This is a genomic window from Bryocella sp. (genome assembly GCF_058498515.1).
In genome coordinates, this window is the sequence record NZ_JBMHYI010000066.1 from 119,873 (window position 1) to 133,882 (window position 14,010).

Consider the following 14,010-nt stretch of genomic DNA (forward strand, 5'->3'; position numbering starts at 1 on the left):
AGCCAAAACTTGATGCGTCGGACAACGTTTGCTGGAGTTGGAACGTTGCCGGACCCTCTCCAGTTCCTGGTTTCGAGCCCGTTTCGGTCTACAGGCCCGGCGGCGGCACCGGAGGCGCACTCGCACCCGGCTGACCACCCTGGGCCCCATTGCGCCGGCCCTGCCCCGGAGTCATCACCGTCAGTTGCTTGGGCACAAACGCCCCGCCCTTCATCTCACCCTGCCCGGCCACCTGGTCGCCCACCTTCACGTCCGCGAGCGTAATGCTCTCCCCAGCATCGGCCGGAGCAGCCCCAGCCCCTGCTCCCATGGCCATTCCACCGCCGCCTCCACGCCCCCCGCGCCCGCGCTTGAAGCTCGTGGAATCATCCAGCCCAATCGTCTGCGATACATGATCTGGCCGCTCCACCGTCAGCTTCGCGTTGTCGAGGTCGATCGCCGTCACCCGGCCCGCGATATACGTCTTGCCCAGGTTGTCCTTCATCGCTTTCACCTGCGCGGCGTCGACCGCAGCCAGGAACGCCGCGTGCAGCGTCTTGTTTGGGGCGTCGAGGTTCCCCGCCGCCGTAATCCCATCCCCCGGCTTCAGCTCGGAGACCTTGATCGTGCTGGGCGCGCCGCCACCGCTGACGCCACCCCCACTGCCCGTCATGTTCCCGCGGCCCTTCATGATCCGCGTATTGTCCGTCGTCACGATCGTCACCGTGCTGCCGTCCTCGGCCTTCACGATCACGTTCGCCCCGGACACCGACACCACCTCGCCCGCAACCCGCTGCATGCCCGCGAACGCCCCACCCTGGCCGCGCCGTCCGCCACCTTGTGCATCCTGCGGGGCAGCAGCATCCTGAGCGTGAGCAGGAAGAGAGGCGGCCATCAGACCACAACCGAGCACAGCCGTAGCGAGCCCGCGTCCAGCGCGATGCAGGCGGGAATAGTGAGTGAGCTTCATAAGAGTGACCTTCTGCACGGGTAGACGCCATTCTCCAGCGGAAGACGCGGCAAAGAAGTAACAATTTGTAAACGCAGCCTTCTCTTTCGACACCCGCACCGAGCCGGTCAGCCCTCGCGTCGCCCTATGATTTCATCGCCTTCACCACCTTGCCCTACCTGCAACCCCAAATCCCTCCTACACTCGCAGCATGCCCGAAACCCTCGGCAACGCCATCTCCCCCAGCCAGCACAACGAGCACCACTTCCAGTCCTCGGACACCGTCCGCGACATCGTCATCGGCCTCGCCGACGGCCTCACCGTGCCCTTCGCCCTCGCCGCCGGACTCGCCGGAGCCGTCTCCTCGCCGCGCCTCGTCGTCGTCGCCGGCCTCGCTGAGATCGCCGCCGGCTCCATCGCCATGGGCCTCGGCGGCTTCCTCGCCGCCCGCGGCGACGCCGAGCACTACGCCTCCGAGCTTCGCCGCGAGCAGCGCGAGGTCGTCGAGCGCCCCGATGACGAAGCTGCCGAGATCTTCGAGATCTTCGAAAAGTACGGCGTCTCCCGCGAAGCCGCGACCCCTGTCCTGCGCTCGCTCGAAGCCAATCCCACCGCCTATGTCGACTTCATGATGCGCTTCGAACTCGGCCTCGAGGAGCAGGAGAAAGGCCGCGCCTGGCGCTCCGCCGCCACCATCGCCGCCTCCTACATCGCCGGAGGAGCCATCCCCCTCGCGCCCTACCTGCTGCTCGCCAGCATGACCACAGCGCTCCAGACCTCTGTCGTCATCACGCTCGTCGCGCTCGCCCTCTTCGGTGGCCTCAAAGGCCGCCTGCTCGGCTCGCACATCCTCCGCAGCGCCATCCAGACCGTCCTCATCGGCGGTCTCGCCGCCACCGTCGCATTCTTCCTCGCCCGCCTCCTCAACAGCCACTCGGGGTAAACGGGATGGGTGCCCCGGGTCCCTCGCACTTGGGGACCCGGGTCTTCGCACCAAGGTCGATTGTCAGCAGCCTTGGCAAATCGTGTCAGGAGAGTTAGAAAGGAGCTCGATTTCGAGTAACCGCCTTCCCCGCGCAGCATCCAACGAGAGCAACACCCCTGACCCAGCGGAGCATCACACCGCGATTGGAGATTTTCCGCCATGCTGACGCAGCAGCCGGTCGCCACCGCCCTCCTGGAGCGTTTTCGCTCCGTTCGCCAGGCCACCATGGACTTTGCCTCCCGGCTCACCCCGGAAGACATGATGGTGCAGTCCTCGGCCGAGGCCTCGCCCGTCAAGTGGCACCTCGCCCACACCTCGTGGTTCTTTGAGACCTTCGTCCTCAGCGAGTTCATCGCCCAGTACAAACCCTTCAACCCCGACTTCCGCTGGCTCTTCAACAGCTACTACAAGGCTCTCGGCGAAATGCCCGAGAAGAAGCTCCGCGCTAGTTTCTCTCGTCCTCCACTTGCCGAGATCCTCGCCTACCGCGAGCATGTCGACGCCGGCATCGCCCACCTCCTCGAGCAGACTCCCGAGGATGACGCCATGCGCCGCATCGTCCTCGGCCTCGAGCACGAGTACCAGCACCTCGAGCTCGCCGCGACGGACATCAAGCACGCCTTCTTCACCAACCCCCTCCACCCCGCCTATGCCCCGCTGCAGACACGCGACGCGCTGGCATCTGGCAACCTGGTATCTGGCAATCTGGAAGTCCAAGACACCGATCCCGGTTTCAACATCGCCCCTCCCCTCGACTGGATCGCCTACACCCCCGCTGACCCTGGCATCGTAGACATCGGCGTCACCCCTGACCCCACCTCCATCACCAGCTTCGCCTTCGACAACGAGACGCCCCGCCACAAGGTCTACCTCCCGCCCTTCCAGCTCGCCTCGCGCCTCGTCACCTGCGCCGAATATCTCGCCTTCATGGAAGAAGACGGCTACGCCCGGCCCGAGCTCTGGCTCTCCGAAGGCTGGGACACCATGCGCGCCGAAGGCTGGAACGCTCCCCTCTACTGGCGTCGCGACAGCGAGACGAAATCCGGCTGGTGCGTCTTCACGCTGCACGGCTTCCAGCCGCTCGAAGAGCTCAGCGAAACCCCCGTCTGCCATCTCTCCTTCTTCGAGGCCGACGCCTTCGCCCGCTGGTCCGGCCATCGCCTCCCCACCGAGTTCGAGTGGGAGTACGTTGCCGCGCGATGTAGCCCCGCCGGCAACCTCCTCGAATCCGGCCTCCTGCATCCCGCCATCGCCGGTTCAACCCCAGATGTGTCATCTCGACCGGACCCTGAGCTGGTCGAAGGGGAAGTGGAGAGACCTGCATCTGCATCTCCCGTCCCCCAACAGCTCTTCGGCGACGTCTGGGAGTGGACCTCGTCCCCCTACATCGGCTACCCCGGCTACAAGCCGCTCCCCGGCGCTCTCGGCGAGTACAACGGCAAGTTCATGAGCTCCCAGATGGTCCTCCGCGGCGGCAGCTGCGTCACTCCCCAGACCCACATCCGAGCCACCTATCGCAACTTCTTCCACCCTGCGACAAGGTGGCAGTTCAGCGGCCTCCGCCTCGCCCAGGACAGCCCAAGCTAAGTGGGCCCAGGCTAACCGCCGTTTGTTTTTCTTGTTGTCATCCTTCGCGAAGCGGAGGATCTGCTTCTCCGGACACAAAACGCCAGAGAGCACGAACGGCAGGTCGTCCTGAGCATCGTCGAAGGACTTCAGCCGTGACATAAAAACTGAAGAGTCGACGCGGCTTTAGCCGCTGAGGTACGGTTTGTTTCGCCGCGTTTCCCTAGAGCGTGTCCTGCTCTCTTCAGATCGCATCAAAGCCCGAAGCCAGCTCGTAAACCCAAAGGCACGACCAGCGCACCGAGGCGCGGACGAATCATGACCGAAACGACCCAATCCCTGCAGGAAGCCGTTCGTACCGAAGCCCTCAAAGGTCTCCACGTCGCCCCCGGCGAGCAGAAAACCCTCTCGCCCTGGCTCTTCTACGATGAGCGCGGCTCGCAGCTCTTTGAGGACATCACCCGCCTCGAGGAGTACTACCTCACCCGCACCGAGCGCGAAATCTTCGCCGTCCACGCCCGCGACATCGTCACCAGCATGGCCGCGCCTCTCAGCTTCGTCGAACTCGGCGCAGGCAGCTGCTCCAAGACCGGCCTGCTGCTCTGCGCCGCCTCGCGGCTGCAGGGCCATGTGCTCTACCAGCCCATCGACGTCAGCGCGTCAGCCCTCGAGGAAGCTGGGACCAGCCTGCGCGAGAAGGTTCCCTCCGTGCACATCAAGCCCCTCGTCGCCAACTACGTCACCGAGGGCTATCGCATCGAACGCGACGGCGCCTGTCGAGTCCTCGCGCTCTACATCGGCTCCAGCATCGGCAACTTCTCGCCGCAGGAGGCCCGTGAGATCCTGCGCACGCTCCGCGATCAGCTTCAACCTGGCGATGGTCTTCTCTTAGGCACTGATCTCCGCCCCTCAACCGGCAAGACCGGCCGCAAGACTGTGGCCCAGCTTCAGGCCGCCTACGACGACCGCGAAGGAGTCACCGCGTTCTTCAACAAGAACGTCCTGGCCCGCCTCAATCGCGACCTGGACGCCGATTTTGACCTGGACGCCTTCGCGCACCTCGCCCGCTGGAACGAGGCCGAGAGCCGCATCGAGATGCACCTTCAAAGCCTGGCCGACCAGACCGTCCGGGTCGCTGGGGAACGAATCCGCTTCGCCGCCGGAGAGACCATTCACACCGAGAACAGCTACAAGTTCTCCCAGGACTCTCTGCACGCATTGATGAAGGACACAGGCTTCCGCACCCAGCACACCTGGCACGACCCCCAGCGCTGGTTCGCCGTCACGCTGGCAAGAGTGGAGTAACGCCCCACCCCTGTCCTTGCCTCACTCCTCGCTCCTCTACAGCCTCGCCTTGAGCTCCGCGGTCGCCGTACGTTGGCATACTTTGCTGCTGCGCTGGCTACAATGGAAGTAGCCCCTGCCCCCGCAGGCCCGTATTCCCAAATCCCAGCTCCCACCTTCCAGTATCCGTGGCGCGGGAAACCCCTGCATCTCCGGCGCTGGCAGGATGCCCGTCGCGAACACGAAAAGACGAGGTCCACCCCTAAAGTCTCTGCGCTGAAGACTTTGAGGAAAAACCGGGGGGGGGAGGGGGTACCCTCGGGCCGTATCGTTTCCTGTTCTGCTGTTCTGCTATTTAGCTATTTAGCTATTCAGCTGTCCCTCTGCTGTACTTCCCGCTCTTCCCGCCCGTCTTCGACTCCAGCACCACTTCGCGGATCCGGATGCCTTTGTCCAGCGCCTTGGTCATGTCGTAGACCGTCAGCGCGGCGATGGCAGCAGCCGTCATCGCCTCCATCTCCACGCCGGTCCCAGCCACGGTCGCAGCGGTCGCCCGAATCTCCACCCCCCCGGCCACGACGGTAGCCTGCACGTCGACAAAGCTGAGCGGCAGCGGATGGCACATCGGGATCAGGTCGCTGGTCTTCTTCGCCGCCATGATCCCCGCGAACCGCGCGACCTCCAGCGGATTGCCCTTGGGATTGTCCGGCAGCGCCGCCAGCACAGCCTCGTTCAGCTCCACGAACGCCCGAGCCACCGCCTCACGCCGTGTTGAGGACTTGCCGCTGACATCGACCATGTGGGCCTGCCCGGCCTCGTCGTAGTGGGAAAGCTTATCGGGCTTCTCAGTCATGCTGCTTAGGCTACTACCGCAGCAGGACTCGCACCGCGTCGCCGGCATGGAACGCCTCCACATCCGCCGGCAGCGCGCAGAAGCATCCCGCCCGCGCGTTCGCCGCCACATCTCCCGAGCCCTGCCAGGGAACCAGCTTCACGGTCACCCCGTCCCACGCGCTGCTGAGCTGAGCAGGAAGGAACCGCGCGCGTCCTCCAGCGCCCTTCACGTCCTCGGTAAGCCTCGCCTCGACGAAAGCAGGAGCGAGGTCCCTGCGCCCCGCCAGCGCCCGCAGCAGCGGAGCCACGAACAGGTGGAAGCAGACTTCGGTCGAAACCGGGTTTCCCGGCAGGCCGAAGAAGTACGTCCACTCGCCCTGCCAGTTCGCAAACTCGTGCGCCCGGCTGGGGTGGTAGACCATGCCGCTCTTCGGCAAGCGCCCGAAGACCACCGGCTTGCCCGGCTGGATCCACACGCCGGTGAAAAAGAACTCCGCGCCAGCTTCGCGCAGCACTTGCTCCACGAGGTCATGCTTGCCCATCGACACACCGCCGGACAGCACCAGCAGGTCCCACACCGCTCCCTGCGCAATGCGATCATGCAAATCGTCGAGGTCGTCGCGCGCGATGGCGAGCCGCCCCGGAAATCCTCCCGCCGCGCGCACCAGCGACGCCAGAGACCAGCTGTTGGAGTTGCGGATCTGCCAGGCTGCGGGTGTCTCGGTGAGGCCCACCAGCTCGTCCCCCGTCGCGATGATCGCGACCTTCGGCTTCGCAAACACCGCAAGCTCCGCGCAACCGGAGGTCGCCGCAACAGCGACCTCCGCGGCCCCGATCGTCCGTCCCGCAGGCAGCACCACATCGCCCGCACGCGCTTCGGCACCGCGCGGCACGATGTTCTCGCCCGTCTTCCAAGCCCGCCCCGGCTGTGCGGTCAGGCTCTCTCCGTCGCGGACGACGTGCTCCAGCATCGCCACACAGTCCGCTCCCGCTGGGACAGGAGCGCCCGTCATGATCTCCAGCGCCTCGCCCTCGCGCAAAGGCTCGCCGCTCCAAAGCTCTCCTGCTCGCAGTGAGCCGATCACCCGAAGTTCCGCACCGCTGCTCAGCTCAGCCGCCCGCAAAGCGTATCCATCGCGTGTGGAACGGTCGAACGGCGGTTGATCTCGATCAGCAAGAATCGCCCCGGCAAGCACGCGCCCGTCAGCATCGCCCAGCGCGACGCGTTCCTCCTGCATCGGCCCCACAAGACCACGAGCCTGTGCGAGCACCTCGGCCAGCGCCTCCGGGAAGCTAAGGATGCGTTCCATGATCCGCCTTCTCCGCGCGGAGGCGCGTGTTAAGAACACAGCCCCGGTCAGCGCAGGCTGACCGGGGCTCCTTTGTCTTCCGCAAGCTTACTTCTTGCCGCCGCGGAACTTGGTGACCTGCGTCTGATCGAAGGCCGCGAGCACTTCCTTGATCTGGCCCGCGAACTTACCGTTCGGCTCCAGGTCCAGGTACTTCGAGTACGCCTCGATGCAGCCCGGAGGCGCAACCAGCTTCTGCGTCTTCGGGTCCAGCGTCGCCTTCTGCACCAGCACCTGGCCCTTGATGTAGTACGGATCGGCGCGGGTCGGTTCGGCGGCGATCGCCTTTTCGGCGGCAGCCAAAGCAGCCTCAGGCTGAGATGCATTGAGCATCACCGCCGCCTCGTTGTTGTAGTACAGCCCGGCCTTGGTGGGATCGGCCTTGGCCGCGCTCTCGTAGGCAGCGGTCGCGTCGGTGGTCTTGCCTTCCTTGGCGAGCACGTTGCCCATCTGGCCGTAGCCGACGGCTTCCTGCGCCGGGGTGGGCTTCTTGCTGGCGGCATCCTTGTCGATGCCCGTCTTGTACGCGGTCACCGCGGTGTCGTACATCGCCATCGTGTCGGGGTCGCTGGAGGGAGCCTTGCCGCTGGCCTTGTCGGCGGCGGCGAGGTGGTCGCCCTGGGCCGCGGCGGTATCACCGTAGTTCAGCCACAGCAGCGGCTCGTCGGGCTTCTGGTCGGTGGCCTGCTTCATGTCCGCGACGTCCTTGCTCACGTCGCCATGAGTGGGCGCTGCCGCCGCGAGATCCGCACGCACCTGCTTCAGCGTGTTGTTCAGGTTCGCGATCACGGAGTTCGACTTCATGATCTCGGCGTTCTTCTTCTTGAACTCCTCAATCTGCTTGCGCTCTTCAGGAGTCATCTTGGCGACATAGTCGGCGCGGGTCATGTCGTCATCGACGACCATGTCCGGCGTGTTGGGCTTGATCGTCACCTCGAGCTGGTCAATGTGCTTATCGCCCTGGGAGACGTACATGTAGTAGTCGCCGGGTGTCAGGCCGGGAGCGGTGTAGTTGCCACTCGCGTCGCCCGTTACCTTGACGGCCATCTTGGCGTCTTTGTACGCGACCGACTTGTCCTTGGTGAACTCCACCGTGGCGCCAGCGATCGGCTGACCCGCCGCATTCTGGATGTGGCCGTGAGCGGTGGTCGTGGTGGCAGCAGGTGCCTGAGCAAACAGGGGCGAGCTGAACAGAGCGGCGCTGACGGCCGCAATCCAGAGAGTGCCCTTCAGAGTCTTCATGGTCGATGAACCTTCCTCGCGTGATGCTTTTCTTGCGGAGCGCCAATGGCGGCCCGGTTCTTCTATGTGGCCTGGAGCCGGCCGGTGGCGGCATCTGCGCGTGCGTTTCCCCGGACCAGATACCCTGCGGACTGCCCTCGAGCCTTGACCGGGCGGCAGCCTGCAGTGCTCGGATCAGGCAGACCCGGCCCACCGCGCCACCAAGGAGGCGACGGGTGAGCAGCACGATCAAGTTACATGGAACGACGCGCCGAGTTCAACCCGGAGAGCTCCCGGGAGAGCGATCCTCGCACGGAGGCAGATGAATCAGTCTTCGGTGCTCTCGCCCGGGAGCTCTTCCGTGGGCATTGCCAGGTCCTCTTGTTCGGCAGCCAGGACCTCAGCTTCGCTGGCGGGCGAATCCTCGGCGCTCTCCAGCAGGTTCCGCGCCGCGGCCTCATCGGCGGAGCGCACCTGCACCTCGCTCTCGAAGGCGAAGGGTATCAGGCTGTTGGCATTAGGGCTGCGCAGCAGTGCCGGAATCCCCGCCGACTCCAGGGCGGATTTCGCCAGGCCGGCGCTGGTCAGGTCGTTGAAGGTGCCCACGGTGACAAGCTCGTCGCCACCCGGGATTTCGGCAGTAGGAAGGGAAGTACTCATCGCATGCTCCTGTTCTGGAATTTGATGGCAAGCGCGGGCCAGGTGGCCAGGCTGCTGCCGGCGCTACTTGATGTCGATGGACTGCAGGTGGAAGGTGATCGTCCCGAAGAACAGCCGGGCCTGCATCTGCACCGGGATGTGCCGCGCATCGTCCGTGTACCAGATCCAGATGGAGCCCCGGTTCTTCACCACGCCCTCGTCGGCGGTGGCCTGCACGCGGACGGTCTGGAAGGTGCCGGAGGGCGTCTTGATCTCTTCCTTGGCCTCCACCTTCATGCCCACGGTGATGGTCCGCATGGAGTCCGCCAGCGGGAAGGAGACCGTCTGCCCAGGCGTCAGTGTCTGCGATTGCGTGTAGAAGATCGCCGACATATCGTCCGTGACGCAGGCGGGGATGTTGGCTTCCTTGTGGGTCGCGGTGCCCTTTACGAGGTTGCGCTCGTCCTGCAGCTGCCTGCCGTGGGCGTAGTCGAAGGTCAGGTCCGTCGCAATCTTGCGGCGGTTCTCCTGGATCTGCTTGTGGAAGCCCGTGGAGCAGCCGGTCTTGAGGTCGAAGCCCGACTGGAAGCGGTCAACGACCGGGAAGAGCATGTTCACGGCGCCGACCGTGTCGGCTGTAGTGGAGATTCTGACCTCGCTACCCACCTGATCGACCTTGAACACCGCGACGCCGGCGGTGAACACCCGCCAGTCGACGGTAAAGCTCAGGGTCTCGTGCTGCGGATAGGTGAAGGCGGGATCGGGCGCGGTGAGCGGAGGAATGGGCTTCTGCGGGGCAGGAATCTTGGACGCCGCCGTCTTGGGCGCGCCGAGGAACTGCGCCCCGGCAGAGCCGGTCCAGAGGCCGGTGAACGCGAGCGCCAGCGCCGCGGCAAGAGTCAGCCGTGCCTTGGCGAGTAGAACCGTGCCGGCCTTCAACGTGATGGTCTCCTGTTTCCTTGAAGGCAGTGCCCTTTGAAGGCGCTGCTCCGGAAGGCCTTGTTCAAACTCGCCAGTGAGCGCTGCTGCCGACCCACATTCGTACCGCTAGCACAGCGTACAGGGCCGCCGCGCCAATAAGGGCATTGTACTCGCGGTGGTGGCGGTAGCGCCCTGGGTCGAAGCTGCCGCTGGAGAGTTGGACGTCGGGAAAGTGCGGACGGGTGAGGCGCCAGCCGAGCCGCGGCACCTGGCGCGCATAGTCGTCGAAGCCGGGAAAGGTAGACCGCAGGAACATCTCCTCGCTGAGGATCGTGGGCCAGTAAATGGCCACGAACATCACCACCAGCAGGACGACCATCCACCAGCGGCCGGCCGCCACGGCAAAGCCGGCTCCAATCAGGATCGAGCCAAGGTAGAGTGGGTTGCGCGTATGCGCGTACGGGCCGGTGCGGGTAAGCTCCGCATTCTTCTTCACATACCCCGCGGCATAGCCCCGCAGCCACAGGCCCGCAGCCGTCAGAGGAAGACCAAGCAGCAGCGATTGCCACGTCGGCCGAGCCAGAACGAGCAGCACCGCCGCCAGCACGAACCCCAGCGGGACGCGGATGCGGCGTGCGATCCGCTGCCAGGTGGTCCTGTTCGACTGCGCTGAGCTCATCCGGTCGATTGTCTCAGATTGACCGCCGTGGAGGGAGCGTAGCGACCTCTGCGGCGGCAGCCAGGACCTGTTCGACCGTGATCCGTGCGAGCCCGGGGTCGAGCTCGGAGGACTTCTTGTAGCTGGTGGGCGAGGCCGGATCGCGCAGGGCGATCTTCGGCCCAGGGCCCCAGGGTCCGTTGCGCTCCGGGCTGGTCGGGCCGAAGAGCGCAACGGTGGGAATCGCAAGCCCTGCAGCCAGATGCAGCGGTCCGGTATCTCCGCCCACCACCAGATCCACGCGGCGCATCAGCGCGATCAGCCCCGAGACGTTGCACACCACCATGCGCGCGGCGTCCTCGCTCGCACCGACGACGGCCAGGGCTGTGGGGTCATCCTGGCGCGGAGCATTGACGACGACGTCAAACCCCTGCGCCTGCAGCTCGCGAGCCAGCTCGCCATAGCGGTCGTTGGGCCAGTGCTTGGCGGCCCAGCCTCCACCCGCCGCCAGCAGCGCCAGCGGACGCCGCAGCACCGCATGCTGCTCAGCCCAGTGTTCTGCCCACGCCTCGACGGGGAGCGCGAAGGGTTCGGGTTCCAGCGCAACCCCGGTAGCTGCGCTGAGCAGGTTGGCGTTCATCGCGACGACGTGTCCGCCGCTGCGCTCGATACGCCGCGAGTAGAAACCCGCGGCGTGGCGTTCACGAGGATCGGCGTACCCGGCAAACGCCTTCGCATTCGCAAGTCTGCCAAGCACCGCAGAACGCAGCGTGCCCTGCAGGTCGACCGCGAGGTCGTAGTGCTGGTCTCGAAGCTTGCTGCGAAGTCCAAGAACCGACCGCAACGTGGCCCGCGAGAACGGCGTCGTCGACCACTGCTTCGTCTCCGCGAGATGCACACGATCGACGACCGGTTCACGTCCCGGACCACGACCCTGATCGGCGTCCGGCGAGTCCACGGAGGCCAGCAGTGGAGCCCAGCGCGGGTCCACAACCCAGTCGAGGGTCCAGTCGGGCCGGGCACGGCGCAGCGCCGCGACAGCGGGAAGCGCGTGAATCACGTCGCCCATCGCCCCGGTGCGCACCAGCAGGACCTTCACGGTCGTGTCCTCTGCGGCGCTTCTTTGAGTTGTCGCATGGGCGCAGACGTCAGGCGCGATTCCAGCTCGCGCATCAGCCGCTCCGGATAGACGAACTCCACGTTCAGCTCCGCGACCATGATCGCGCCGACGATCGCCAGCCGCTCGCGCATCGCCGGCGTCAGCTTCACGGCGTCCTTCTCCGTCGTCACCAGCCCGGTCGCCTTGAGCGAGTGAGCAAGCTCGATGATCTTCTCGATGTCGGCCATGGTGTAGCTGTGGTGGTCGGGGAAGAAGATGGTGTCCGCGATGCCGCAGCCGGCCTGCGTCAGCATGATCGCGAAGCTCTCCGGCCGCGCGATCGCGCAGAACGCAACAGGCCGCAGACCGGCCCCGAAGACAAACAATGGCGAGGCAAAGTGCAGGCTGCGCCGCAGCGTCCAGATCAGCGCGGCAGGCCGCGACTGCGAACCGGGGCGCATCAGCGCGCGGACGCGCGTCTCGATGCGCTCCCGCTCGTCTTCCCGCAGCAGCACGAAGTCGGCGCGGCCCAGCGCTGCCAGTGGTTCACGGCGATTGCCCGCCGGCAACAGGGCATCGTCGAGATCGGCCTCGGTGATGAGCACCATGTCCACGGTGCGCGCGAGCTTCCGATGCTGAAAACCGTCGTCGAGCAGATGCAACGCGCGGGGATCGTCCGGCGTGTGCGCTGAAGCAGCTTCGGCCGCGAGGCCCGCGGCATAGCGCTCGCTCGCGACCCACACTGGTGCGCCAGTGCGTTGCGCGAGCAGCACTGGCTCATCGCCATAGAGGCTGGCAGCCTTGTCCGCGCCAGCGTCCACGCGGGCCACGCCCGTGCCAGTGCGACCGTAGCCTCGGGAAAGGATGTCGAGTTGCCAGCCACGCTCGCGCAGCATGGAAGCCAGCGTGATCACCACGGGCGTCTTGCCGGCGCCGCCAGCAGAGAGGCTACCCACGCTCAACACGGGCCGGACCAGACGCCGGGTGCGTGGAGCGCTCACGCGGCGCAGAGCGTTCTTCGCCACAAGCGCCGCGGCGTACAGCGGCACCAGAGGCCAGGCCCAACGGCGGCGAGCGTTCATCGCGGGCCTCCACTGGGTGCGGAGCAGATGAGGTGAAGGATGGCATCCACGGTGCGCGTGGTGGCACCCTGTTCTTGCTCGAAGACAGAACGCCCACGCGCACCGAGGGCCCGGGCTTCGTCCCTATGCTCGAACAGATAGCGGAAGACGTCTTCCAGTTCCAGCTTGTCGTGAACGATCCGGATGGCGTCGGCGTCGCGCATCTTGGCGACGATATCCCGGAAATTCTCGAACGAGTCGCCTATGACGACTGGCACGCCGAACTGTGCGGGCTCCAGGGGGTTGTGGCCACCTCGCGGGAACATACTGCCGCCAACGAAAGCCACATCCGCTATGCCGTAGACGGCTGCGAGGTCACCAATGGTGTCGAGCAAGATGATGTCCGGTCTATCTAGGCTCTCTCCATCGGGATGACTGCGTTGCACGGCATTTCGGGCGGTCTTTCCAGCGAGAAGATCGGTGGCCCTCAACGATGGGAAATCGTAGGCGATCTGCCATGCTTCCTCGAAGCGCTCGGGGTGGCGCGGAGCCAGCACCAGCAGAGCGCCGCTTGGCAAAGCACCCCGCATCCAGCTTGCCATGACTTGCGCTTCTTCCGGCTCGACGCGCGCCTCTGTGCTGGCGACTGTGCTTCCGGCAACGACGACGGGGCGACCGTTTGCGATGCCCTTGATCAGCTCCGCGACGCGGCTTTGCTTCGGCGCGCGCACGTCGTATTTCAGGTTTCCGCTGCTTCGCACGCCATCGGCGTGTGCGCCAAGGCTGATAAGCCTGCGTGCGTCTTCTTCGCTCTGTGCGAGGAAGAGCGTGACCTTGGCGAGCAGCCGCGACCAGATTGCGTGGAAGCGCCGCGCCCGTGCAAACGACCGGTCGCTAACGCGGGCGTTGACTACCGAGAGGGGAATGCCGCGGCGATTACAGTCGTTCAGCATGCGCGGCCACAGCTCGCTCTCCATCAGGACGAGCGCCTCGGGCCTCAAGGCATCGAGGTACGCTCGCACGGCGAAGGCGAGGTCGAGCGGGTAGTAAAAGACTCGTTCGGTGCCAAAGCGTTGCTGGGCGAGTGCCTGTCCGGTCCGGGTTGTCGTGGAGATGGCGATGCGGAAGCTGTCGTCCTGCGCTCGCAAGGCGGTTTCCAGTTCTTTGACGAGGCGGGTGGCGGCGAGCACCTCACCCACGCTGACAGCGTGCAGCCACACGATGCGGTGCCCTCGCGCATAGTCGCGCAGAGCCATGGGGACGCGGCCCAGGCGCTGCGAAAGCCCCTCGCGGTAGCGCTGGGTGGTCAGCATCCGCGTCAACCACCACGGCGCGCTCAACGTCAGAGCGAGGAAGAGAAGCAGGCTGTAGCCGACCATCATCACGTCCTCGCCGTCGCGGCGCCCGCGTGCGGCGAGACACCCGAGGTACCCAAGACACCATAGCGGCGCGCGTTTTGCTTCCC

General features: G+C 65.6%; 13 protein-coding genes. 3 read left to right on the forward strand and 10 right to left on the reverse strand.

The window, feature by feature from the left end; translation table 11 throughout:
* Positions 1–88: 88 nt before the first annotated feature.
* On the reverse strand, positions 89–949 hold the full coding sequence (locus AC5E6W_RS19565; protein WP_491754019.1) for a hypothetical protein: 861 nt from the start codon (positions 947–949) through the stop codon (positions 89–91).
* A gap of 190 nt (positions 950–1,139) precedes the next feature.
* On the opposite strand from AC5E6W_RS19565, the gene AC5E6W_RS19570 reads away from it, so the two are divergent.
* The 3 genes from AC5E6W_RS19570 to egtD all read left to right on the forward strand — a co-directional run bounded on the left by AC5E6W_RS19570 (position 1,140) and on the right by egtD (position 4,784).
* A complete protein-coding gene (locus AC5E6W_RS19570) occupies positions 1,140–1,871 on the forward strand; it encodes a VIT1/CCC1 transporter family protein (protein ID WP_491754020.1) in 732 nt (243 codons plus the stop codon).
* Between the two features lie 201 nt (positions 1,872–2,072).
* Entirely contained in the window at positions 2,073–3,500 is a 1,428-nt protein-coding gene (gene egtB, locus AC5E6W_RS19575) for an ergothioneine biosynthesis protein EgtB (protein WP_491754021.1), read from the forward strand.
* A gap of 297 nt (positions 3,501–3,797) precedes the next feature.
* The gene (egtD, locus tag AC5E6W_RS19580) at positions 3,798–4,784 is read left to right on the forward strand and encodes an L-histidine N(alpha)-methyltransferase (protein ID WP_491754022.1); all 987 of its coding nucleotides are present in this window, start codon (positions 3,798–3,800) and stop codon (positions 4,782–4,784) included.
* 346 nt (positions 4,785–5,130) lie between these two features.
* Here the strand turns inward: egtD and moaC are convergent, their stop codons facing one another.
* The 9 genes from moaC to AC5E6W_RS19625 all read right to left on the reverse strand — a co-directional run bounded on the left by moaC (position 5,131) and on the right by AC5E6W_RS19625 (position 13,858).
* The gene (gene moaC / locus AC5E6W_RS19585) at positions 5,131–5,616 is read right to left on the reverse strand and encodes a cyclic pyranopterin monophosphate synthase MoaC (RefSeq protein WP_491754023.1); all 486 of its coding nucleotides are present in this window, start codon (positions 5,614–5,616) and stop codon (positions 5,131–5,133) included.
* A gap of 13 nt (positions 5,617–5,629) precedes the next feature.
* Positions 5,630–6,907: a molybdopterin molybdotransferase MoeA gene (locus tag AC5E6W_RS19590; RefSeq protein WP_491754024.1), complete on the reverse strand. Its 1,278-nt coding sequence runs from the start codon at positions 6,905–6,907 to the stop codon at positions 5,630–5,632.
* 87 nt (positions 6,908–6,994) lie between these two features.
* Positions 6,995–8,188, reverse strand: a complete 1,194-nt coding sequence (locus AC5E6W_RS19595) for a carboxypeptidase-like regulatory domain-containing protein (protein WP_491754025.1) — start codon at positions 8,186–8,188, stop codon at positions 6,995–6,997.
* Positions 8,189–8,494: 306 nt separating this feature from the next.
* Positions 8,495–8,827 carry a putative signal transducing protein gene (locus AC5E6W_RS19600; protein ID WP_491754026.1) on the reverse strand — a complete coding sequence of 111 codons (333 nt, stop codon included), beginning with the start codon at positions 8,825–8,827 and terminating at the stop codon, positions 8,495–8,497.
* A 63-nt stretch (positions 8,828–8,890) separates the two neighbouring features.
* Positions 8,891–9,745 (reverse strand): DUF3108 domain-containing protein, encoded by an 855-nt coding sequence (locus AC5E6W_RS19605; RefSeq protein WP_491754027.1) that lies wholly within the window; start codon positions 9,743–9,745, stop codon positions 8,891–8,893.
* 64 nt (positions 9,746–9,809) lie between these two features.
* Entirely contained in the window at positions 9,810–10,406 is a 597-nt protein-coding gene (locus AC5E6W_RS19610) for a methyltransferase family protein (protein WP_491754028.1), read from the reverse strand.
* Between the two features lie 13 nt (positions 10,407–10,419).
* On the reverse strand, positions 10,420–11,484 hold the full coding sequence (locus AC5E6W_RS19615; RefSeq protein ID WP_491754029.1) for a glycosyltransferase family 9 protein: 1,065 nt from the start codon (positions 11,482–11,484) through the stop codon (positions 10,420–10,422).
* On the reverse strand, positions 11,481–12,566 hold the full coding sequence (lpxK, locus tag AC5E6W_RS19620) for a tetraacyldisaccharide 4'-kinase (RefSeq protein WP_491754030.1): 1,086 nt from the start codon (positions 12,564–12,566) through the stop codon (positions 11,481–11,483). Before lpxK ends, AC5E6W_RS19615 begins: the two co-directional genes overlap by 4 nt.
* Positions 12,563–13,858, reverse strand: a complete 1,296-nt coding sequence (locus AC5E6W_RS19625) for a 3-deoxy-D-manno-octulosonic acid transferase (protein ID WP_491754031.1) — start codon at positions 13,856–13,858, stop codon at positions 12,563–12,565. The genes lpxK and AC5E6W_RS19625 overlap by 4 nt, the downstream gene beginning before the upstream one ends.
* Between the last annotated feature and the right edge of the window lie 152 nt (positions 13,859–14,010).